Origin of the sequence: Sporolituus thermophilus DSM 23256 (assembly GCF_900102435.1) — a bacterium.
GTDB classification, from domain to species: Bacteria; Bacillota; Negativicutes; order Sporomusales; family Thermosinaceae; genus Thermosinus; species Thermosinus thermophilus.
This window is the reverse complement of the sequence record NZ_FNBU01000007.1, coordinates 25232-46676: the sequence shown is the minus strand read 5'-3', so window position 1 is coordinate 46676 and position 21445 is coordinate 25232. Positions and strand designations below refer to the sequence as shown.

The following is a 21445-nucleotide window of genomic DNA, read 5'->3' as shown; positions in this document are numbered from 1 at the left end:
GAATTGCAGCAAGCGGTACGGGTAAGATAGAAGACGGCAGATTGGTCGGCCCTGTAATCGGGGTTGGCCAATCTGCCGCTTTGCTTTGGGGTGCCCGGCAGGGATAAAAAACAGCCGTACCGGTAAGTACGGCCGCTGTTTACTGAATTGGGATGTTGCTCCTTCTTCTCTCGTTCTTGTCTTTCTTAGGCAGCGTAACGGTAAGGACACCGTCGGTAAATTTAGCGCTTATTTGGTCTTCAATTACATTATCGACATAGAAGCTCCGCTGGAGCTGGCCAAACCGTCGTTCTTTCCGCACATAGTTTTCTTCTTTTACTTCCTGGGTTTCATTGCGTTGGGCCGCGATGGTCAAATAATTATTTTCATAACGCAGGGTAATATCTTCCTTCTTAACCCCTGGTAAGTCCGCCTCGATGATGTATTCGTTTTCCGTTTCCCGAAGGTCGACGCGAAAAGAGCCTGTCAGGGCAGCAATGTTTTCAAAAGGCGCCAAAAAGTCATGGTCAAAGAAGCTCCGCATAATTTGATTAAAATAGTCGCGTGGGGCGGCAGGCAAATTGCCATTGCGATGCGGTAACCCAAACATAGCTTTATCCCCTTTCTTTAGAGTTTACTATTTTAAGGATGTACACCGGCCGGCAATTTTAAACATATTAATTATCTGTTCCGGCATAGGTATGGGAGGATGTCTGGCTGCGCCGGCGTGTAAATACGCCGAAAAAGTTGCCGATAAAAGGGTAAACCGGCACTAAGGGTAAAGAAAGTAGAAAAATAAAGTGTCAGAAATGGAGGTTAGTTTTGACAAAAAGACAAAAGAAAAGTACAATAAATTAGAGCATTACAGGCATGTTAAGAGCGCATGCCGCAAAACGCTTTTACGGTGATTGCCTTGGATAATGCGGAATGGGCGGCTCAGGTACGGCAGGTTAAGCGACGCCGCTGGATTATTTGGGCGCCGTTGGCATTGGCCTTTTTAATCGTATATTTTCACCGGGTGGCGACAGGCGTTGTTTCCGACAGCCTGATGCGCGATTTTAATATTGCCCGCGCATCAGAGCTGGGCGTGCTTTCGTCCATCTATTTTTATACTTATGCGGCACTGCAGGTACCGGCCGGAATTGCGGCGGACCGTTTCGGTCCACGCCGGACAATTACCATTTCGGCGGCGGTAATGGCTTGTGGCGCTTTTGCTTTTGGCTGGGCACCCGACCTGCCTTTTTTATATGTGGCCCGGTTTATTATCGGGTTAGGCGTTTCGTTTGTTTATATTAACATTGTAAAGTTTTACGCTGATTGGTTCCGGACTTGCGAGTTTGGCACCATGTCCGGGCTGTCGGCCTTTATCGGCATGGCCGGGTCGCTATTGGCAGCGACGCCGCTGGCCCTAATGGTGGAAGCGGTAGGATGGCGAACTTCCTTTTATATTATTGGCGCCGCTACCGCCGTAGTGGCGGTTTACTGCTGGATAGTGGTGCGGGATCGGCCTACGGAGCTGGGGTGGCCGTCGCTTGCCGAAATAGAAAGCCGTGAGGGCACTGTTACACCGGGGAATAACGCGCCGTGCGCCAGTGTTACTGAAAGTCTGCGGACGGTGTGGGTAAACTGGTATACTTGGCCGCCGTTTCTGGCTTCGGCCTGCATGTATGGCGTTTTTATGGCGCTGGCCGGCGTATGGGGCGTTCCTTATTTTATGCAAGTTTATGGCATGACGCGGGTCACAGCCGCCAATTATGCAGCAGCCCTGTCCTTGGGATACATGCTGACCGGACCGCTGCTTGGCTACCTGTCTGACCGCTGGCGTTGCCGCCGCTTGCCCTATGTGCTCGGCGCCGTCCTTATTTTTACCGGCTGCCTGGGTATCGCCGTCTGGAACGGTGGCCGCCCGCCCGGATGGGCTCTCTTTCCCATTCTGTTTATTATCGGCGCCGGCGCTTCCGCCGTCAGCCTGACTTTAGCCTGCGCCAAAGAAGTTAATCCGCCGGACATGACCGGGATGGCCACCGGCACGGCTAATGTCGGCGCCTTTGTCGGGGCGGCGCTGATTCAGCCGCTGTTCGGCTGGATGCTTGACCGTCGCTGGCAGGGAATTATCGAGGACGGCGTAAAAGTATATCCCCTCGAAGCTTACCAGGGCGCCTTCTGGCTTTGTGTTGCCATACTGGCTGCCGGTCTGGTCTTCGCGGTTTTAATTAAAGAAACGCACTGCGCCAATATTGCCCACCGGGTCATTGTCCGGCGCAGTGTTATATAGAAAGGAGATGAGTATGCGCATAGCGGTAGTGGACGGCATGGGCGGCGGCCTTGGCGTCCAGCTTGTCACGCACATCACATCCCAGCTGGGGGATAAAGCGGAAGTAATTGCCCTCGGCACCAATGCCCTGGCTACCAATAACATGGTACGGGCCGGCGCAGCCCGCGGGGCAACCGGCGAAAATGCGGTCAGGGTTACCTTGCGCAAGGCCGATATTGTCGTCGGCCCGATCGGGATTGTCATTCCCAATGCTCTTCTGGGGGAAATAACTCCCGGTATCGCCGAAGCGGTCGCGTCCTGCGATGCGCGCAAAATTTTAATTCCCGTTAGTCAAAACCACTTTGATATCGTCGGCCTGGAAAACCGTCCGCTGGTAACCCTGATTAAGGAAGCGGCGGCCAAGGTGTGCGAATTGGTACAGGAGAAAGAGGAAGTCTGATGGTCACGGTACGAGATAAGGTAAGGTTTGTGGAAACAGATATGATGGGAGTTGTCCACCACTCGAACTATTTCCGCTGGTTTGAGATGGGGCGGGTGGAATATCTGCGCCAGGTAGGCATTTACCTGCTCGACCTTATGGACCAAGGCATCCTGTTTCCAATTACCGATGTCAGTTGTCAATACCGCGCCTCGGCCCGGTTTGACGATTACATACTTGTTGAAACGGATCTCATTGAGGTTTCCCGTGTCAAGATGGTCTTTGCGTATCGGGTCGTGCGCGAAGCAGACGGGGTGCTGCTGGCGACTGGCCGTACGCAAAACGTTTTTACCGACCAAAACGGTAAAATTATCCGCTTGCCGCATTCGATTTACGCCAAGTTGGCGCAAGCGGCCCAGCGCTACATAGAATGATATAAATTGCGGAGAGAATATTGCTGATAGTGTAAGGAGGCGGCGCTATGGGAGACAATCGGCCGATTGGCGTATGTGATTCCGGAATTGGCGGGCTGACGGTAGTCAAAGAGTTATTGGAACTGATGCCTGACGAGCACTTTATCTATTTCGGCGATACGGCCCGCATACCCTACGGTGATCGTCCGCCGACGGAAATCTTGACCTTTATGCGGCAAATTTTGCGGTTCTTTACGGAACAAAAGGTAAAAATGGTGGTAGTAGCCTGCAATACTATGACCGCGGTTGGCCTCGATATGGCTCGGCGCGAGTTTCCCTTTCCGGTGGTGGGGGTCAATACCGGCATACGGTCGGCGTTAGCGGCCAGCCGGAGCGGACGGATCGGCGTCATCGCCACCCAGGCGACGGTGGCCAGCGGCCTGCACGAGCGGACGGCCAGGGCGATTGATGCGAAGGCCGTTGTCGCTCTTCAAGCCTGTCCCAAGCTGGTGCCGTTAATCGAACGGGAACAACTGGAAGGTCCGGCAGTGGAAGCGGCAGTGGCCGAGTATCTTCGGCCGCTCCGGGATGCAGGCGTGGATGCGCTTATTCTTGGCTGTACCCATTATCCGTTTATTAACCCTGTTATTAGCCGCTATCTGGGACCGGCGGTAACCATTGTCAACCCGGCCCGGGAAACGGCTTTGGACGCGGCCAGCTTGCTGGCCGGGCATGACCTTTGGGGTGAAGGGCCGGGTTCGGTGCGGTTTTGTTTTTCCGCTGACCTGGAGCGGGCCAAGCGGCTGACGGCCCGCATTATCCCCGGGCCGCTTCCTGCCTTTGAAAAAGTTGACATGACGAGCATGCCAGACGTCTAACGACGTCTGGCTGTGGCAACAATGGCAATGACCTTTTTGCTTGGCGCTTTGGCACCGGCGGGCGGCGGAGCGCAATATTGGAAGATGGAGGAGTGACAAGTGGAGTTTCTCACCTGGCTTTTGGTTATAGCCGGTATCGTTATCCTCGCCGTGTGGCTATACATTGTCCGGCAGGGCGATGCGGAGTTTGAGTTCCTCGTTGACCAGCGCACTGATTTTGTTTTGGACAAGCTTAGCACCGACAAGGCTATTTTTTCCTGCAAAGTTCCTTTTGTCAACAAAGGAACGCAGGACGGCACCATCATGGATGCGTATCCTCGGCATTTGCTGCCCTATGAGCAGTACGACCTGGCAGAAGTGCAATCGCGGCTGACCCTTGAGGCCAACCCTCGTACCGACGGTTACTGGGAAGCCGTTATCATTCCCAAAACGACCGGCGGCGCGATAATTCTCACCGTGCAGTTCACGGCCAAAAATGGCGATATCCGGGATGCCCTCAGGCAGATGGTAGACATGCCGATCGACATCGTTTACCAGGTAGTGGCCCGTTCTGACTGGTATATCCAGAAAACGCGTCTGGTGATGACGGCCGACGAAATTAAGCGGGCCCTGGCGGCAGGCGTGGCAGCATAGGAGGTAAACATTATGGCGGAGCTAAAGTTGGAGCCGGTGCGCACGCGCATTTTGACTCCCAAAGATAATATTGTGGATATCATTGAAGAATATGCTAAAGACCGGGTTGGACCGGGCGATGTTGTTTCCGTGGCCGAAAGCGTCGTCGCCATTACCCAAGGGCGGATTATCCGGCCGGAAGAACTTAAACCGGGCTTTTTGGCGCGGATTATGTGCCGGTTTGTGCCGCAGAAGGGAAGCCTGTCCAGTATTTATGGCATGCAGGCGGCCATGAACCATGAAGGGGAGTGGCGCATGTTTTTTGCCATGATTATCGGCATGCTGGCCAAACTGGTCGGCAAGAGCGGTGTTTTCTACGAGCTGGCCGGCGAGCAGGCGGCGCTGATTGATGATGTCACCGGTACCATGCCGCCCTTTGACAAACATATTGTGTATGGGCCGGCCAATCCGAGCGGGGTAGCGGAAGAGATTAAAAAGCGGCTGGGCTGCTATGGCGCGGCGGTCGCCGATGTCAACGACCTGAAACGAGCGGCCGTGCTGGGCGTTACCGAAGGGCTCGACCCCAAGCGCCTGGCGCAGATTCTTATTGATAATCCCTTTGGCAACGCGTCGGAACAGACGCCGATCGTGATTATCAAAAACTATGCCGAGGTAGAGGCCCGCACGCCGGCGGCAGGTTAAAGCCATCCACAGGAGGATAGACTACAACTATCCTCCTTTTTTGTCTGCGCCGGACTTTTTCGGACCGGTGGCCAAGCCCGCTGCCAAGCCGCTTTTTGCATGAGATTTCCAGGCGCTTAGGGAGGATTGCCTGGGCCTACGGTGAATATTGAAACAAGCGGAGCAAGCGGAAAGAAGGGATGATGTATGTTACTGGGGATCGATGTGGGCGGGACGTTTACGGACGCCGTTATCGTTGAGGGCGGCCAGGTCGTTGCCCAGGCCAAACGCCCTACTACCCACGGTGAGCTTCTGGCCGGAATTCTCGCCGCGATGGATGCCGCTTTGGCCGGACTTACGGCCGACAGCATCGAACGGGTGGCGCTGTCGACGACGATTGTTACCAACGCCCTGGTGGAAAATAAGACCGACCAAGTCGGCCTTATAATCATTCCCGGGCCGGGACTGGACATCACCGGTATGGTGCCGGAAGAACCGGTAGTGCTGTCCGGCTATATTGATCATCGGGGACGGGAAGTGGCGGCGCCCACCCAAGCGGAGGTAACCGCGGCCTGCCGCCGGTTTGCCGGCCGGCGCGTTTTTGCCGTTTCCGGTAAATTTGCCGTACGCAATCCGGCCCATGAGCTGACCGTGGCCCAGTGGGTCGAACAGGCGGCCCGGCCGGAACATATTACGCTGGCTTCTCAAGTTTGCGGGTCGCTCAATTTTTGGCGGCGGACCAATTCAGCCTACTATAACGCCGCCGTGTGGCGCCGGTTTGCCGCTTTTGCCGATGCGGTCGAACAGGCGTTGGCCGAGCGCGGCATTACCGCGCCGGTATATATTCTCAAAGCCGACGGCGGGACACTGCCCCTGCCGGCCGCCAGGCGCCAACCCGTGGAAGCCGTGTTCACCGGTCCGGCGGCCAGTGTCCTGGGCATCATGGCTTTGACCGACGTGGCCGATGAAGCTGTATCGCTGGATATTGGCGGCACCACTACCGACATTGCTTTATGGCAGAGCGGCGCGCCGCTTTTTGCCGCCCGGGGCGCCAGCATCAACGGCTATCCGACGGCAGTAAGGGCCTTTTGGCTTAAATCGGTAGGGGTTGGCGGCGACAGCTTTGTACGCCGGGAAGGAGACTCTATTGCCGTTGGCCCTGAGCGGCGCGGCCCGGCCATGGCCGCCGGCGGTCCTGTGCCGACGGTTGCGGATGCCATGATTGTTGCCGGCATAGCCAGTTTTGGCGACCGCGAACAGGCACTGGCGGCGATGCGCCAGCTCGACCCGGCTAGGCATGCGGAGGAAACGGCCCGCACCGTTTTGGACGCGGCCGCCGCGACGATTTGTCGGGCCATTGCCGCTATGTTGGCGGAACATCACAACCGGCCGGTTTATAAGGTGGATGACATTGTTCATAGCCTACAGTTTACTCCCCGCCGCATCGTTGCCGTCGGCGGCGCCGCCGCCCTGGCGACGGTAGTGGCAACTAAATTGGGCCTGCCGGTGCACGTTCCTGATCGGGCGGTAGTGGCTAATGCCATCGGTGCGGCTGTTGCCCGGCCGACGCTTACCGTAACGGTACGGGCTGATACGGCCCAGGGGTATTATACGGTCGCAGAACAGTCCTTACGCGCACCGCTCGCGCGGCGGCAGCTCCGGCTGGCGGACATGCGCGACTTGGCCGGCCGTCACTTGGCCGAGCGGGCGGCGCAGCTTGGCATTCCGGTCGGTGAAGCGGAAACGGTTTATGAGGAAGAGTTCAATCTGGTACGCGGTTTTAGTACGACCGGCAAAATTTTAACTTGTCAGCAGCAAATTCGGCCAGGGGTTGTTACCGCCTGGCGTGAAGGGAGGGGCAGCGATGCCAGGTAAACCGCTCGGTTTAGTCTTTTTTCCGGCTTTTGACTGGGCAATTACCCCGACCCATCCCGAACGGGAGGAACGGCTACTTTATACCCGCGACCAAATTGTCGAGGAAGGCATCCTTGATCTGGCTAATATCCGCGAGTATAAACCACGCCTGGCGGCGCTGCATGATGTCGAGGCCGTCCACATTGGCGTGCCCGATATCGCTTCCCTGATTACCGATGCCCATCTTGTTTCGGCCGGCGGCGCTATGACGGCCGCCGACGCCGTTATGACCGGGGAAGTGGCGCGGGCCTTTGCACTTGTGCGGCCTCCCGGACATCATGCCATGCGTGTTGTTCATGGGACCAGGGGCTTTTGCACTATCAATATCGAGGCCATTATGGTAGAATATTTGCGCCGCCGCTATGGAGTGGGCCGGGTGGCTATTGTCGATACCGATGTGCATCACGGCGACGGTACGCAGGATATTTTTTACCATGACCCCGACACCTTGTTTATTTCTTTTCACCAAGACGGGCGCACCCTGTATCCTGGCACCGGGTTTACGGACGAGACGGGCAGCCCGGGAGCGTTTGCCACCACGATAAATCTGCCGCTGCCGCCGGGGACGACCGACGAAGGGCTGCACTATGTGCTGGACAACTTAATTTTGCCGGTTTTGGAAGAGTTTCGGCCCGACATCGTGATCAACTCGGCCGGACAGGATAATCATTATAGCGACCCGCTGGCCAATATGGCGATTACCGCCCAGGGCTACGCCCGGCTGGCGGACAAACTAAAGGCCAATATTGCCGTCCTGGAAGGCGGCTATTCAATTGAGGACGCATTGCCCTATGTCAATACCGGCATTATTTTGGCAATGGCCGGGCTAGACTACAGCAAGGTGGTAGAGCCCGATTTCGACCAGTCTGTCCGCCACCAATCAGCGGCGACTACGGCCTATATCCGCCGCTTGGTGCAGGATTGGCGGGAAACATGGGCGCGGCGGGATGAACTGCGCCGCCGGGCGGTGGCGCAGGCCGGCGATTTCTGGCAGCGCCGGCGGGGGATTTATTATGATGACAGTGGCATCCGTGAGCACCAGGTGGAAACAGTGCGGCAGTGCCCGTGCTGTCACGGCTACATAACCATCGCGACCGAAGCCGAAGGGTACGGGTTCGGCTACAAGTCGGCCTTTATCGGTATCATTCCCCGGAATAGCTGCCCACGCTGCCGGCAGGGGGCGGTCGAAGCTGTACAGGCCGCCGCCAAGCAAGGTAAGTTCCAGCATTATTTCTTGCAAGACCAGGAGCAGTATACTTTAACCAGAGTTTAGGAGGCGTTTGCATGAGAATTGACGGCCGGCAGGCTGCTGATCTGCGTCCCATTTCTATTACCCGCCATTATTTAAAGCATGCCGAAGGTTCGGTTTTGATTGAAGTAGGCGACACCAAAGTCATTTGCGCCGCCACGATCGAAGAGAAGGTGCCGCCCTTTCTCAAAGGCACCGGCGAGGGCTGGATTACGGCCGAATATTCGCTGCTGCCCCGCTCTACCCAGACGCGTAATATCCGGGAAGCGGCCAAAGGCCGCCTGACCGGCCGGACCCACGAAATTCAGCGGCTCATCGGGCGGGCGCTGCGCAGTGTTGTAGACCTTAAAGCCCTGGGTGAACGAACGGTTTGGATCGACTGCGACGTCATCCAGGCTGACGGCGGCACCCGCACCGCTTCTATTACCGGGGCGTTCGTCGCCCTGGTAGACGCCGTCAACACCATTTATACCGACCCCGAAAAGCCCTTTCCGATTAAAGATTTTCTCGCTGCCGTCAGCGTGGGGGTCGTTGACGGGACAGCCGTCCTCGACTTGTGTTACGCCGAGGATTCAGCCGCCATCGTGGATATGAATATCGTTATGACCGGCAACGGCGATTTGGTGGAAGTGCAGGGCACCGGGGAAAAACACCCCTTTACCAAGGCGCAGCTCGCCGAGATGTTGACTCTTGGCGAACGGGGCATTGCCGAACTGATTGACTATCAAAAAGAAGTATTGGGTGAATTGTCGTGGAAAGTGGGGCGGGTGCCGTGAAAGAGATTGTCGTAGCTACTCGCAATGCCGGCAAAGTTGCGGAAATTGCCGCCGCCCTGGCCGATTTGCCTGTTAATTTGCGGTCGCTGCGCGATTTCGGTGCTATCCCCGATGCCGTGGAAGACGGCGATACTTTTGCGGCCAATGCTGTATTAAAGGCGAAACATTATGCCCGCTATACCGGTATGGCCTGTTTAGCCGACGATTCGGGGCTGGAAGTAGATGCTTTGGGCGGTGCACCTGGCGTTTTTTCTGCCCGCTATGCCGGGGAGGGAGCGGGCGATGCGGCCAACAACGCCAAGCTGCTGTGCGAACTGGCCGGCGTACCGATTCAGCGGCGATCGGCGCGTTTCCGCTGCGTCCTCGCCTTTCTTGATGAAGACGGTACACTGCTGGTAACCGAAGGCGCCTGCGAGGGAATTATTTTAGAGCAGCCGCGCGGGACTGGCGGCTTTGGCTATGACCCCCTCCTCTATCTACCTGAGCTGGGGAAGACGGTGGCCGAACTGACTATTACCGAAAAAAACGCGGTCAGCCATCGGGGCAAGGCTTTACGGCAAATGGCTGCGATGCTTGCGGAGCGGCAGCGATGAGGATTGGCGTTATCAGCGATACCCATGGCGATGCGGCCGCCATCCGGCGGGCCATTTTTGCCGGCGGACCGGTAGACTTGTGGCTTCACGCCGGTGACTACAGTCAGGACGCTAATTTGCTTGCCGAACTCAGCGGGCTCAAGGTGATTGCCGCCGCCGGCAACTGCGACGGCTTGACTGCGGCCAAAATCGACGAATTTGTTGATGCTGGCGGCAAGAAAATCTGGCTGACTCACGGCCATCGCTACCAGGCCCGCGTAAGGTTTAACGAGCTGGTGTGGTGGGGCGAAAAGTACGAGGTGGATATTGTGGTATTTGGTCATACGCATGTTCCGTATCTCGCCCGCCACGGCAGGCTCATTATTTTCAATCCCGGCAGCGCGGCCCGTCCCCGCGGCGGTAGCAGGCCCAGTATTGGCATCTTGACCATTACGGCTGACGGGCAGGTTGAGGCGGAATTTATCGATATTGCCGGGAAATAACTTAATGGAGATTGATGGCTTGGCTTCAACGAACAAGCCGAGGTAAGGGTGAGCCTGATGTTTTTGCAGCGAGTAGGCATCCCGATTTATTTGCAAGTGAAAAACTTCATCCTGGAAAAAATAAAAAGCGGCGAGTACAAGCCGGGGGACAAACTGCCGACCGAACGTGAACTATCCGCCGAACTCGGCATAAGTCGCAATACGGTTAGCGCCGCCTACAAGGAGCTGCTGCTGGAGGGCATTCTGGAAGCGCGCCAGGGTCGGGGCACGTTTGTCCGTGCGGCCGAAACTCAAAGCGACGATTTTGACGTTATTGCCGGCAGCCGGCGGGAACGGCTATTGCGCATCATTGACGATGCCATGGCCAAAGTGCTGGACTTAGGCTTTACGGTCGAACAGTTTGCCGCCTTTGTCGCCATTCGCGCCAAAGAAAAAGCCGAGGCGGTACGCCAGCTGCGGGTTGCCGTCGTAGAATGTACCGTCGAATTTACCCGCCGTTTTATCCGGCAGATTGACCAAGTTGCCAACGTTCATTTTGAAACAGTGCTGCTTGACGAACTGGAAAGCGGGAAGGTGCCGGTTCAGCTTCTTCACGCCTGCGACTTAGTGGTGACAACAATGGAGCATCAGGCGGTCGTCAGCAAACTTATGGGGCCAAGTCCGAAACTGATCGCCGCGGCCACGGTGCCCAGCCTGGAGGCTGTTATAAGGCTGGCACGGTTGCCGGCTGGCAACAGTATTGGCGTGATCGCCCTGACCGACCGGTTTGTGGAAGCCCTTAAACGGCTACTGGTGCGGGTTAACATTACCGGCGTGGATTTGGATGTAACTCTTTCCGGCGACCGGGATGAACTGCGGCGGTTTATTGCCACCCACCGTGTTCTCCTGGTCTGTGAGGAGCGGGAGCACCTGGTACGGCATTTGGCGATGGATAGCCAGGAGATAATCGTTTTTTACTATGAAATTGACCAGGGGTCACTGCACCAAATTGTCGCCAAACTGGTGGCCCAGACGCTATAACTGTAGGTATTATAAATATATGCTTGCCGGCCATGACGGCCGAAATAATCGACCTGTAGGACGGTTTTAGTCCTACAGGTTTTTGTCTTTTTCTTTACAAGTAATCCGTAGTAGTTTAAGCTTAAAATGACGGTAATTTTCGAAAAATCGAAAAAGGGGGGGCGCCGTTTTGCTGGTTAAAGAGCTTGCTTGGCAGTTTCGGCCGTTTCTCTGTGTTGATATGGATACGGACGCTGCGCTTAAGGTATTTGCCCAAGTCCCGTATGCGGCATTGCCTGTAGTCGGCAAAAACAATACATACTTGGGGATCGTGCGGCTGCGGGATCTGATTGGGCAAAATGCGGCCGCATTGGAGGGATATATAGTAAAGACTGTCTTGCTCGGTGAGGATGACGAACTGGATGAGGCTTTATTAGCTGCTTTTGAAGACATTTTGGTGGTGGGAAACAAACAAAGGGGCTGTTTGCGAGGGTTTATCGCCAAAAATGATATTTTAAAGTTCTTAGCGGCAGAAAACAAGGAGCTTAGGCAGGCCAAAATGTTGGCCAACGAATTTGAAGCGATTTTTGAGTCATCTTATGACGGACTGTATATTTGTGACCATAATGCGCGGATCATCAGGGTCAATTCGTCATGGGAAAGAATTTGCGGATTTTCCCGCGAGGAGGTACGGGGCAGGACACCCTACGAACTGGTAGCTGCCGGTTTATATAGCAATTCGGCGGCTATTGAAGCAATAACTAAAAAACAGTCGTGCACTGTAATGCTGGAAATCACTCAAGGGCCGAAAAAAGGGACAAAAATAATGGCTACCGGTACACCGGTTTTGGGAGACAATGGGCAAATAAGGTTAGTGGTAGTCAACGTTCGAGACATAACCGTGCTGATGAAGCTTAAAGAAGAGTTGAAAACTACGGTTGAAATTAAAAAACGTTATGAAGATGAAATCCGGCGGCAACAGCTGGCTAGCCATGACATCGTGGCGCAAAGTCCGACGATGCAGCGGATTTTGGAACTGGCAAGCCGGGTGGCGCAGGTGGACTCGACCGTGTTAATTACCGGCGAATCTGGGGTGGGAAAAGAAGTAGTAGCCTCAAAAATTCATTATCTCAGTTCGCGGTGTGACAAACCGTTAATAAAAATTAATTGTGGTGCCATACCGGAGAACTTGCTCGAGTCTGAATTGTTTGGATACCAAGGAGGGGCTTTTACCGGGGCCAAGCGCGAAGGCAAGCCGGGAATGTTCGAATTGGCTGCCAGCGGTACGTTGTTTTTGGACGAAATCGGCGAGCTGCCTGTCAACCTGCAGGTCAAACTACTCAGGGCTATTCAGGACAAAGAAATTACCAGGGTGGGCGGCGTTAAGCCAATCCCGGTTGATGTGCGGATTATTGCCGCTACCAACCGGGACCTGGCCATGATGGTAAAAAAAGGCGAGTTTCGTGACGATTTGTTTTACCGCCTGAATGTCATAAATATAGAAATTCCCCCCTTGCGGGAACGGCGGGAAGACTTGCCGGCTTTGCTGCACTTTTTTTTGCAAAAGTTTAATCGCAAACACGGTAAAACAAAAGCGCTTGCCCCCGAGGTCGTTGAGCAGTTGATGCGCTACGATTGGCCCGGCAATGTCCGCGAGGTAGAAAATATTATTGAACGTCTGATAGTCCTGGTCAATGAACCGATAATTGAAATGCGACACCTGCCGGATTTTTTGCAGGATGAGCTTCGTTGTCCCGCCCAAGCAGTTAAGCTCAATACCATTGTGCCTTGGCGGCAGGCAATTTCGCAGCTTGAACGCCAGCTGATCTGCCGGGCGATGGCTAAGTACGGCACAACCCGCAAGGCGGCCCAGGCCTTAGGGGTGAACCAATCGACAATTGTCCGCAAACTTAAAGAATACCGGACAACACTGAGTGATGATTCGGTGCATCAACACGATGCATGGGAGCATCGCGTGCACATATAATATAAACAATATAGTTAAAATCATTCGCCAAAATACTTGATGCTTTACCGCATCAAGTATTTTTTTTGGGCCGCAGATTTTTGTTGATTTTTAATCTTGTGAATTTTGGCACGAAAATTGCAACATAGAAGAGAGGAACCGTAAGACCGGTCGTGGTTTTTAAAAGTGCGAGGGGGTGGATAAGTTGAACAAAGTAATGACCGCAGAAGAGGCGGTCCGACTGATAAAGCCGGGCGATACGGTAGCTATAAGCGGCTTTATCGGCATGGGACATCCGGAAGAAATTTCCAAAGCGGTAGAAGCAAGTTTTTTGAAGACAGGTACGCCGCACAGTCTCACGCTGGCGTACGGCGCTTCGCAAAACGACGGCAAGTCCAACTGGGGACTTAACCGGTGGTGCAAAGAAGGGCTGATCAAACGGATTATTGCCGGACATTTTAATCTCCAACCGGACATGGTGCGGCTGATTAATGAGGAAAAAGTCGAAGCCTATGCCGTGCCGCAGGGAGTAATGATGCACCTTTTCCGCGCCATTGCGGGGAAAAAGCCGGGCGTTATTACCCATGTGGGGCTCAAGACTTTTGCCGATCCGCGGGAAACGGGCGGGCGCCTGAACAGTATCTCCAAGGCGGAAATCGTTAAGCTGATTGAACTGGAAGGGCAGGAATATCTTTGGTATAAGGCTTTCCCGATTAACGTCGCCATAATCCGGGGGACGACGGCTGATCTAAAAGGCAACGTTACTATCGAAAAGGAGGCCATCCGGCTGGAATTTCTTGCCTTAGCCATGGCGGCCAAAAACTCGGGAGGCAAGGTTATCGTGCAGGTCGAGCGCCTGGCGCAAACCGGCACGTTAGACCCGCGGATGGTGGTCGTGCCCGGCATATTGGTGGATGCCATTGTGGTCGCCAAACCGGAAAATCATTGGCAAAGCATGGTCGAGCAGTACAATCCGGCTTTGACCGGTGAAATAAAGGCGCCGCTAAGCAGCATCGAGCCGATACCGCTGGATGACCGAAAGATCATCTGCCGCCGGGCGGCTATGGAGCTTAGCCCGGACAGTGTGATCAACTTGGGCATCGGCATGCCGGAAGGCGTGTCGGCGGTAGCGGCCGAGGAAGGTATCATTGATCTTTTAACAGCAACCATTGAGCCCGGTCTCATCGGTGGGGTTCCGACCTCGGGCCTAAGGTTTGGCTGTTCGATTAATCCGGAAGCCATCCTTGACCATCCCAGTCAGTTCGATTTCTACGACGGCGGCGGTTTGGACCTGGCCTGTCTCGGGATGGCCGAACTTGATGTTTACGGTAATGTCAATGTCAGCAAATTCGGGCCGCGGATTGCCGGTCCCGGCGGCTTTGTCAACATTACCCAGAACGCCAAAAAGGTAGTATTCTGCGGCACCATGACTGCCGGCGGCTTGAAAGTGGCGACCGGCAACGGCAAATTGACGATCGTTGAGGAAGGAAAAGCTAAAAAACTGGTGCCCAAAGTGGGACACATCACATTTAGCGGCGAGTACGCCCGCGAAAAAGGGCAAAAGGTGCTTTACGTCACCGAGCGGGCGGTCTTTGAGATGCGGCCGGAAGGGCTGACCTTAACGGAAGTTGCGCCTGGCGTAGACCTGGAAAAAGATATTTTCGGCCAGATGTTGTTTAAACCGCACGTGGCCAGCGACCTTAAGCTGATGGACCGGCGGATTTTTACAGACAAACCGATGGGCCTCAAAGACGAAATCCTGTCCAAAAAAGCTTAACAACCATGCTGGTTGTAAGGCTTTAGTTATACCAAACTATTTGAAAAGGAGTGGTCAGTATGTTGATGAACGGCGAACAGTACAAAGAAAGTCTGAGAAAGCTGCGTCCCAACATTTATAAATGGGGTGAACTCATCGAGGACGTAACGAGTCATCCCGCGACCCGGCTTCATGTCCAATCGGTGGCGCAGTCTTACGACGCGGCCTTCGATCCGGAAAAGGCACCGATCTTTACCGCCAAGTCCCATTTGACCGGCGAAACGGCCCACCGCTGGAATACCCTGATGAACAGTGCCGAGGCGGTCATGGGCAATTCGCTGATGAAGCGCGCGCAATACCGGGTTACCGGGACCTGCCAGGGCGCAACCTGCGCCGGCTGGACCGGGATCAACGTGCTGTGGGCGGTTACTTATGAAATGGATAAAGAACTGGGGACCAACTATCATGAACGGGTGAAGAAGTATTTCCGTTACGTTGAAGACAATGCGTTTGCCCTGGCCGGCGCGATTACCGACGCCAAAGGCAACCGCAGCCTCAAACCTTCCCAGCAGCCGAACAAAGACAGCAACTTGCACGTCAAAGAAGTCCGGCCGGACGGCATCGTTATTCGCGGTTACAAGGCGCAAATCTGCGGGGTCGCTGCTGCCCATGAGATTATTATCCTGCCGGGCAGCGGTTACGGCGAATCGGAGAAAGACTTCTGCGTGGCCGCCGCCGTGCCGCGTGACGCCGAAGGCTTGACCATCGTGGAAACCCGTCGTCCCAGCGACACCCGTGATGAGGAAGAGGGTTGGGATGCGCCGAAGGCCGGCAACATTACGCAAGCCTTCCTGATTTTCGACGATGTTTTTGTGCCGAACGACCGGGTATTTTTGTGCGGTGAGTTCAAATACACCGGCAAGATTATCAGCTACTTCACGGCGATTTACCGCGCTGCTATCGGCGCCTGCGTCGCCGGGCAAGGGGACATTATGATCGGCGCCGCCATGAATATGGCCCGCGCTAACGGCTTGTCCTCGAAAGTTTTCCAAGAAAAGCTAAATCAAATGGCGATTAATAACGAAATTACTTATGGGTTGGGCCTGGGCGCCATGATGGCCGGCAAGGCACACCCGTCCGGTCTCTGGATTCCTGACCTCTTACTGGCCCATGTTAATAAGACCCAGGTCGCTAAGCTGCCATACGAAACAAAGGTTATTGCTCAGGATATCAGCGGCGGCATTGCTGAGACCGGCTGTTTCCCGTCCTACAAAGACTTCCAGTCGCCGCTGTATGGGGAAACGCTGTATAAGATGCTGGCGGCCGGTTCTGACGGTGAAACCCGTGCCCGTGCTGCCCGTCTGGTAGAATGGCTGACGGTCGGCGGCGGCATACCGGGCTGCATGCACGGCGGCGGTTCGCCTGACGGCGCCCGGTTGGTCGTAAGAGCGATGGAGCCGTGGGAAAAATTTGCGGCTGATGCCAAGCGCATCGCCGGTATTACCGCTGATTTGGCTGATCCGGCGCCGGCTAAGAAATAGAAGGTCTGAAAGGTCTTTTGGCGGCCCCCTACCCGTTGTTGGTTATTGCTTGTTGGGAGGGGGACCGCCCTTATATAAAGATGCAAGGCTATGGTCGTTTTAGGGCAAAATCCGAATTTTACCGATGGAGGTGCATGTGAATGAATTTTACGCTTACCCCTGAGCAAGAAGACATTCGCAAAATGGTGCGGGAGTTTGCGGAGAAAGTGATTGCCCCCAGCGCAGCCGAGCGGGATGAAAAAGAAATTTTCCCGCGGGAAATTTTCGACGAAATGGGCAAGTTGGGGATTATGGGTTTGCCTTATCCGGAAAAGTATGGCGGTGCCGGAAGCGATTTTGTCGCTTACGCCATTGCGGTTGAAGAAATTTCCCGGGTGTGCGCGTCTACCGGTATTGGTCTGTCCGTCCATGTATCGCTCTGTTCCTGGCCGATTTACAAATACGGCACGGAAGAGCAAAAACAAAAATTCCTCCGTCCGTTGGCCGAAGGGGTAAAACTGGGCGCGTTTGGCCTCACCGAGCCCAATGCCGGCACCGATGCCGCGGCCGGCTCGACCACGGCCGTGCGCGACGGCGATTACTACATTCTTAACGGCACGAAAGTATTCAATACCAATGGCGGGGAAGCGGAAATCGAGGTTATCTTTGCCGCTACCGATAAAGCCGCCGGTCCTAAGGGAATGAGCGCCTTTATTGTGGAAAAAGGCACCCCGGGACTGTCGTTCGGCAAAAAAGAAATTAAGATGGGGATCCGGTCATCGGTGCAGCGCGAGGTTATTCTCGACAACTGCCGCGTGCCTGCTGCCAACCTGCTCGGCAAGGAAGGCGAGGGCTTCAAGATTGCCATGACGACCCTTGACGGCGGCCGCATCGGCGTTGCCGCCCAGTCGGTAGGCATTGCCCAGGCGGCATTGGAGGCGGCTATCAAGTACTCGAAAGAACGGGTACAATTCGGCAAGCCGATTGCCAATAACCAGGCAATCAGCTTCATGCTGGCGGATATGGCGACCAAGGTGGAGGCGGCCCGGCTCTTGACCTACCGGGCGGCGTACAATAAATCCAACAACCTGCCCTATGCCAAAGAAGCGGCAATGGCCAAGATGTTTGCTTCCGACGCCGCGATGGCGGTTACGACCGATGCCGTCCAGATCTTCGGCGGTTACGGCTACAGCCGCGAGTATCCCGTTGAGCGTTTCATGCGCGACGCCAAGATCACGCAGATTTACGAAGGGACCAACCAGGCGCAGCGCATGGTCATTGCCGGTAATATCTTACGGTAAATTGGAGCGGGTCTTACCGTCAAAACCGTTCAAGGTTTTGACGGTTTTTTCTTTTTTTATATTGCGAAATTTGTTGAACTTTAGACAAACTTATGCCATAATATTAAACAGGACTAGATTTGGATTAATGGATTAATCCAATTTAAAAGGAGTGATTACATACTGCGGCGCCGCCGGGGAATTTTTATTTTGCTAAGTGAAAAATTACATAATGAACAAAATAAGAGTGGCTGATTGCCGCCGCGCAGCTGTTGCCAACCCAACGGAGCTGTCAGGTATTAGCCGCAAATTGGCAAGATTAACGGTCATAACCATCTAAGTTGGCTGCAGGCCAAAACACGTTAGAAAAGGAGTAAGGGGACATGCAAAAAGACAAAGTGAAAATTATTTTAGGTGTCATTGGCGCCGACTGCCATGCGGTGGGCAATAAAATTCTCGATCATGCCCTTACCGCCGCCGGCTTCGACGTTGTTAATCTCGGCGTGTTGGTACCGCAGAAAGACTTTGTCAACGCCGCCATTGAGACCGATGCCAAAGCGATTCTGGTGGCGTCGCTCTACGGGCACGGCGAAATCGACTGCCGCGGCCTGCGTGATATGTGCCGTGAAGCGGGGATTGGTGACATCCTGCTCTATGTAGGCGGCAACCTTGTTGTCGGCAAGACCGACTTTGCCGCCGTTGAAGCCAAATTCAAGGAAATGGGGTACGATCGCGTGTATGCGCCCGGCACCCTGCCGGATAAGGTCATTGCCGACCTAAAGCATGATTTGGCGCAAAGGGGCCTTCTCCATGGCTAATGTGTTGCTGATCGATTTTGGCAGCACCTATACCAAGATTACAGCAATAGACGTGGAGCGGGAGGTTATCTTAGGCACCGCTCGCGGGATTACTACCGTCGAAACCGACATAATGGAAGGCCTCAACCAGGCGTTGGACAAGCTTTTTGCCACAACGGGGCGCCTTGAGTTTGCCAAGGTGCTCGGCTGCTCCAGCGCCGCCGGCGGACTGAAGATGGTGGCCATTGGGCTGGTGCCGGAGCTTACGGCCGAGGCGGCCAAACGGGCGGCGCTCGGCGCCGGCGCCAAGGTACTGGGCGTGTACTGTCATGAACTCAGCGACTATGAACTTGAGGAAATCGTTGGGCTAAAACCGGAAATTATCTTGCTGGCCGGCGGCACTGACGGCGGCAATAAGGAGGTAATTCTCCACAACGCCAAGATGCTGGCCGCATCTGGCCTGAACGTGCCGGTCGTGGTCGCCGGCAATAAATCGGTCGCGCCGGCGGTGGTCAAGATGCTGGCCGCGACCATGACGGACGTCTATCATACCGAAAATGTCATGCCCCGCTTAAATGAACTTAATATTGAACCGGCCCGGGCCACCATCCGCGATGTGTTCTTGAAACGCATCGTTGAGGCCAAGGGCCTGAATAAGGCCAATAAGTTTGTCGACCGCATGGTAATGCCGACGCCGGCAGCCGTGCTGCGGGCGGCCGAACTGTTAAGCCGCGGCACGGACAATGAGCCTGGCCTGGGTGATCTCATGGTCGTCGACATTGGCGGCGCTACTACCGACGTCTATTCCATCGGCAAAGGCGAACCGTCCAAACCGGCCGTAGCCTTGCGTGGCTTGCCCGAACCGTTTGCCAAACGGACGGTAGAAGGCGATTTGGGCATGCGTTACAGCGCCGGGGCGCTTTTAAAAGCGGCAGGGGCGCGCTTGATCGGTAGCTATGCGGAGACCAGCGAGGAAGCAGTGGTTGCCTATGTGGCCAAAGTAGAGGCCAATATTGAATACTTGCCGCAAACGGCGGAAGAAGAGCGCATCGAAATCGCCATGGGCCGCGCGTGTACCAAACTAAGCGCCGACCGGCATGTCGGCCAGCTCGAAACTTATTTTACCCCCTTCGGCTCGACCTTTGTCCAGACCGGTAAAGATTTGACCGGCGTAACCACCGTCGTCGGCACCGGCGGCGTCATCATCAACAATCCGCACCCGGAAGCCATACTCCGGGGAATTGTATTTGAAGAAGCCAATCCCCATATTCTCAAACCGCAGCAACCGGAGTTTCTGATCGACCGGCAGTACATCATGGCGGCCATGGGGCTGCTGGGGGAAGACTATCCTGATACGGCTGTGCGCATGCTGAAAAAATACATTGTTCGGAGGGACAGTCATGGAACTGAAAAATAAGAAATGGACGCATGACGAATTTTATGCCGTCCGGGCCGAAGTGCTCAAGCAATGGCCTACCGGCCAGGACGTGGACTTTGACGAGGCGATAAAGTACCACGAAAATATTCCGGCCAACCGGCAGTTTGCCAAGCGGCTGGTCAAGGCCAAACAGAACGGCGAAACGTTGACCCAGCCCCGCGCCGGTGTTGCCCTGATCGACGACCATATCGAACTCTTGAATTTCCTCAAAAAAGAGGGGGAAGCCGACCTCCTGCCGACCACTATCGACAGCTATACCCGCCAGAACCAGTATAAGGAAGCGCAACACGGTATCGAGGAAAGCCTGCGGGCTGGCCGTTCCCTCCTTAATGGCTTTCCGGCCGTTAACCACGGCGTGGCCGGAGTGCGCAAAGTGGTGGAAAACGTGGATGCCCCCCTGCAGGTACGGCATGGCACGCCTGATGCCCGCCTCCTTGCCGAAATTACGCTGGCCGGCGGCTTTACTTCCTACGAAGGCGGCGGCATTTCGTACAATATCCCCTATGCCAAAAGCGTTTCCCTGGAAAAAACCATTCTTGACTGGCAGTACTGCGACCGCCTGGTCGGCATTTATGCGGAACACGGCATCGAAATCAACCGCGAACCCTTCGGTCCCCTGACCGGTACGCTTGTTCCGCCCAGTATTTCCCACGCGGTGGCCATTATTGAAGGCATCCTCGCGGCCGAGCAGGGCGTTAAAAATATTACCCTCGGCTACGGCCAGTGCGGCAACCTTATCCAGGACGTGGCCGCAATCAAAGCCCTCGAAGCCCTGGCTGAGGAGTATTTTGCCAAGCACGGCTATACCGATTGCGTGCTGACAACGGTATTCCATCAATGGATGGGCGGTTTCCCGCAGGATGAGGCCAAAGCTTTTGCCGTTATCTCCTGGGGCGCTGCGGCCGCTGCGCTGGCCAAGGCGACCAAAGTTATCGTCAAGACGCCGCACGAGGCGCTGGGCATCCCGACCAAGGAAGCTAACGCCCAGGGCCTCAGGGCAACCAAACAAATGATTAACATGCTGCGGGACCAGCCCTTCCCCCTGACCAAGGAAGTGGAGGCCGAGATAGAGATCATTAAGGCCGAGACGCGCTGCCTGCTGGACAAAGTCTTTGAACTGGGCGGCGGCGACTACGCCGTCGGCACGGTGCGGGCCTTTGCCGCCGGCGTCCTGGACGTTCCGTTTGCCCCCAGCAAGTTCAATCTTAACAAAATCCTGCCGGCTCGCGACAACAACGGCGCCGTTCGCCTCTTTGACGTAGGCAACCTGCCCTTTACCCAGGACATTATCGACTTCCACCGCGCTAAAATTGAGGAGCGGGGCAAGGCCGAAGGCCGCAGCCCGAGCTTCCAGATGGTGATTGACGATATCTACGCCATTTCCAATGGCCGCCTGGTCGGCAGACCGCGCTAAATCGT

At 55.2% G+C, this 21445-nt stretch carries 20 protein-coding genes; 19 read left to right on the top strand and 1 reads right to left on the bottom strand.

Going from position 1 to position 21445, the window contains the following annotated elements:
- Positions 1-139: 139 nt before the first annotated feature.
- Positions 140-589 (bottom strand): Hsp20/alpha crystallin family protein, encoded by a 450-nt coding sequence (locus BLQ99_RS05780; protein ID WP_093689039.1) that lies wholly within the window; start codon positions 587-589, stop codon positions 140-142.
- A 273-nt stretch (positions 590-862) separates the two neighbouring features.
- On the opposite strand from BLQ99_RS05780, the gene BLQ99_RS05775 reads away from it, so the two are divergent.
- The 19 genes from BLQ99_RS05775 (at position 863) to BLQ99_RS05685 (ending at position 21440) form a co-directional block, all read left to right on the top strand.
- Positions 863-2254, top strand: a complete 1392-nt coding sequence (locus BLQ99_RS05775; protein WP_093689037.1) for an MFS transporter — start codon at positions 863-865, stop codon at positions 2252-2254.
- A gap of 13 nt (positions 2255-2267) precedes the next feature.
- Positions 2268-2693 (top strand): DUF3842 family protein, encoded by a 426-nt coding sequence (locus BLQ99_RS05770; RefSeq protein WP_093689035.1) that lies wholly within the window; start codon positions 2268-2270, stop codon positions 2691-2693.
- Positions 2693-3106: an acyl-CoA thioesterase gene (locus BLQ99_RS05765; RefSeq protein WP_093689033.1), complete on the top strand. Its 414-nt coding sequence runs from the start codon at positions 2693-2695 to the stop codon at positions 3104-3106. The genes BLQ99_RS05770 and BLQ99_RS05765 overlap by 1 nt, the downstream gene beginning before the upstream one ends.
- A 47-nt stretch (positions 3107-3153) precedes the next feature.
- Entirely contained in the window at positions 3154-3963 is an 810-nt protein-coding gene (murI, locus tag BLQ99_RS05760; RefSeq protein ID WP_093689031.1) for a glutamate racemase, read from the top strand.
- 99 nt (positions 3964-4062) lie between these two features.
- On the top strand, positions 4063-4596 hold the full coding sequence (locus BLQ99_RS05755; RefSeq protein ID WP_093689029.1) for a hypothetical protein: 534 nt from the start codon (positions 4063-4065) through the stop codon (positions 4594-4596).
- Positions 4597-4608: 12 nt separating this feature from the next.
- Entirely contained in the window at positions 4609-5277 is a 669-nt protein-coding gene (locus BLQ99_RS05750) for a coenzyme F420-0:L-glutamate ligase (RefSeq protein WP_093689027.1), read from the top strand.
- A gap of 186 nt (positions 5278-5463) precedes the next feature.
- The gene (locus BLQ99_RS05745) at positions 5464-7131 is read left to right on the top strand and encodes a hydantoinase/oxoprolinase family protein (RefSeq protein ID WP_093689025.1); all 1668 of its coding nucleotides are present in this window, start codon (positions 5464-5466) and stop codon (positions 7129-7131) included.
- Positions 7121-8443 (top strand): histone deacetylase family protein, encoded by a 1323-nt coding sequence (locus BLQ99_RS05740; protein WP_093689023.1) that lies wholly within the window; start codon positions 7121-7123, stop codon positions 8441-8443. Before BLQ99_RS05745 ends, BLQ99_RS05740 begins: the two co-directional genes overlap by 11 nt.
- An 11-nt stretch (positions 8444-8454) precedes the next feature.
- Positions 8455-9195: a ribonuclease PH gene (gene rph / locus BLQ99_RS05735; protein WP_093689021.1), complete on the top strand. Its 741-nt coding sequence runs from the start codon at positions 8455-8457 to the stop codon at positions 9193-9195.
- Positions 9192-9788 carry an XTP/dITP diphosphatase gene (locus BLQ99_RS05730; protein WP_093689019.1) on the top strand — a complete coding sequence of 199 codons (597 nt, stop codon included), beginning with the start codon at positions 9192-9194 and terminating at the stop codon, positions 9786-9788. The genes rph and BLQ99_RS05730 overlap by 4 nt, the downstream gene beginning before the upstream one ends.
- A complete protein-coding gene (locus BLQ99_RS05725; RefSeq protein ID WP_093689017.1) occupies positions 9785-10270 on the top strand; it encodes a metallophosphoesterase in 486 nt (161 codons plus the stop codon). Before BLQ99_RS05730 ends, BLQ99_RS05725 begins: the two co-directional genes overlap by 4 nt.
- Positions 10271-10327: 57 nt before the next feature.
- Positions 10328-11290 (top strand): GntR family transcriptional regulator, encoded by a 963-nt coding sequence (locus BLQ99_RS05720; RefSeq protein ID WP_093689015.1) that lies wholly within the window; start codon positions 10328-10330, stop codon positions 11288-11290.
- Between the two features lie 169 nt (positions 11291-11459).
- Entirely contained in the window at positions 11460-13256 is a 1797-nt protein-coding gene (locus tag BLQ99_RS05715; protein WP_093689013.1) for a sigma 54-interacting transcriptional regulator, read from the top strand.
- 184 nt (positions 13257-13440) lie between these two features.
- Positions 13441-15012, top strand: a complete 1572-nt coding sequence (locus tag BLQ99_RS05710; RefSeq protein WP_093689011.1) for an acyl CoA:acetate/3-ketoacid CoA transferase — start codon at positions 13441-13443, stop codon at positions 15010-15012.
- A 59-nt stretch (positions 15013-15071) separates the two neighbouring features.
- Positions 15072-16532: a 4-hydroxyphenylacetate 3-hydroxylase N-terminal domain-containing protein gene (locus BLQ99_RS05705; protein ID WP_093689009.1), complete on the top strand. Its 1461-nt coding sequence runs from the start codon at positions 15072-15074 to the stop codon at positions 16530-16532.
- A gap of 140 nt (positions 16533-16672) precedes the next feature.
- The gene (locus BLQ99_RS05700; protein ID WP_093689007.1) at positions 16673-17812 is read left to right on the top strand and encodes an acyl-CoA dehydrogenase; all 1140 of its coding nucleotides are present in this window, start codon (positions 16673-16675) and stop codon (positions 17810-17812) included.
- 362 nt (positions 17813-18174) lie between these two features.
- A complete protein-coding gene (gene glmS, locus BLQ99_RS05695; protein WP_093689005.1) occupies positions 18175-18609 on the top strand; it encodes a methylaspartate mutase subunit S in 435 nt (144 codons plus the stop codon).
- Positions 18602-20005, top strand: coding sequence for a methylaspartate mutase accessory protein GlmL (gene glmL / locus BLQ99_RS05690; protein WP_093689003.1), 1404 nt, complete (start codon positions 18602-18604; stop codon positions 20003-20005). Before glmS ends, glmL begins: the two co-directional genes overlap by 8 nt.
- On the top strand, positions 19989-21440 hold the full coding sequence (locus BLQ99_RS05685; protein ID WP_093689001.1) for a methylaspartate mutase subunit E: 1452 nt from the start codon (positions 19989-19991) through the stop codon (positions 21438-21440). Before glmL ends, BLQ99_RS05685 begins: the two co-directional genes overlap by 17 nt.
- Positions 21441-21445 lie beyond the last annotated feature (5 nt).

Excerpts from the sequence above, each read along its gene's own strand:
- BLQ99_RS05705 (WP_093689009.1), top strand. The coding sequence starts at position 15,072 with ATGTTGATGAACGGCGAACAGTACAAAGAAAGTCTGAGAAAGCTGCGT.
- BLQ99_RS05700 (WP_093689007.1), top strand. The coding sequence starts at position 16,673 with ATGAATTTTACGCTTACCCCTGAGCAAGAAGACATTCGCAAAATGGTG.
- glmS (WP_093689005.1), top strand. The coding sequence starts at position 18,175 with ATGCAAAAAGACAAAGTGAAAATTATTTTAGGTGTCATTGGCGCCGAC.
- glmL (WP_093689003.1), top strand. The coding sequence starts at position 18,602 with ATGGCTAATGTGTTGCTGATCGATTTTGGCAGCACCTATACCAAGATT.
- BLQ99_RS05780 (WP_093689039.1), bottom strand. The coding sequence starts at position 589 with ATGTTTGGGTTACCGCATCGCAATGGCAATTTGCCTGCCGCCCCACGC.
- BLQ99_RS05750 (WP_093689027.1), top strand. The coding sequence starts at position 4,609 with ATGGCGGAGCTAAAGTTGGAGCCGGTGCGCACGCGCATTTTGACTCCC.
- murI (WP_093689031.1), top strand. The coding sequence starts at position 3,154 with ATGGGAGACAATCGGCCGATTGGCGTATGTGATTCCGGAATTGGCGGG.
- BLQ99_RS05770 (WP_093689035.1), top strand. The coding sequence starts at position 2,268 with ATGCGCATAGCGGTAGTGGACGGCATGGGCGGCGGCCTTGGCGTCCAG.
- rph (WP_093689021.1), top strand. The coding sequence starts at position 8,455 with ATGAGAATTGACGGCCGGCAGGCTGCTGATCTGCGTCCCATTTCTATT.
- BLQ99_RS05745 (WP_093689025.1), top strand. The coding sequence starts at position 5,464 with ATGTTACTGGGGATCGATGTGGGCGGGACGTTTACGGACGCCGTTATC.
- BLQ99_RS05685 (WP_093689001.1), top strand. The coding sequence starts at position 19,989 with ATGGAACTGAAAAATAAGAAATGGACGCATGACGAATTTTATGCCGTC.
- BLQ99_RS05775 (WP_093689037.1), top strand. The coding sequence starts at position 863 with ATGCCGCAAAACGCTTTTACGGTGATTGCCTTGGATAATGCGGAATGG.
- BLQ99_RS05765 (WP_093689033.1), top strand. The coding sequence starts at position 2,693 with ATGGTCACGGTACGAGATAAGGTAAGGTTTGTGGAAACAGATATGATG.
- BLQ99_RS05740 (WP_093689023.1), top strand. The coding sequence starts at position 7,121 with ATGCCAGGTAAACCGCTCGGTTTAGTCTTTTTTCCGGCTTTTGACTGG.
- BLQ99_RS05720 (WP_093689015.1), top strand. The coding sequence starts at position 10,328 with ATGTTTTTGCAGCGAGTAGGCATCCCGATTTATTTGCAAGTGAAAAAC.
- BLQ99_RS05725 (WP_093689017.1), top strand. The coding sequence starts at position 9,785 with ATGAGGATTGGCGTTATCAGCGATACCCATGGCGATGCGGCCGCCATC.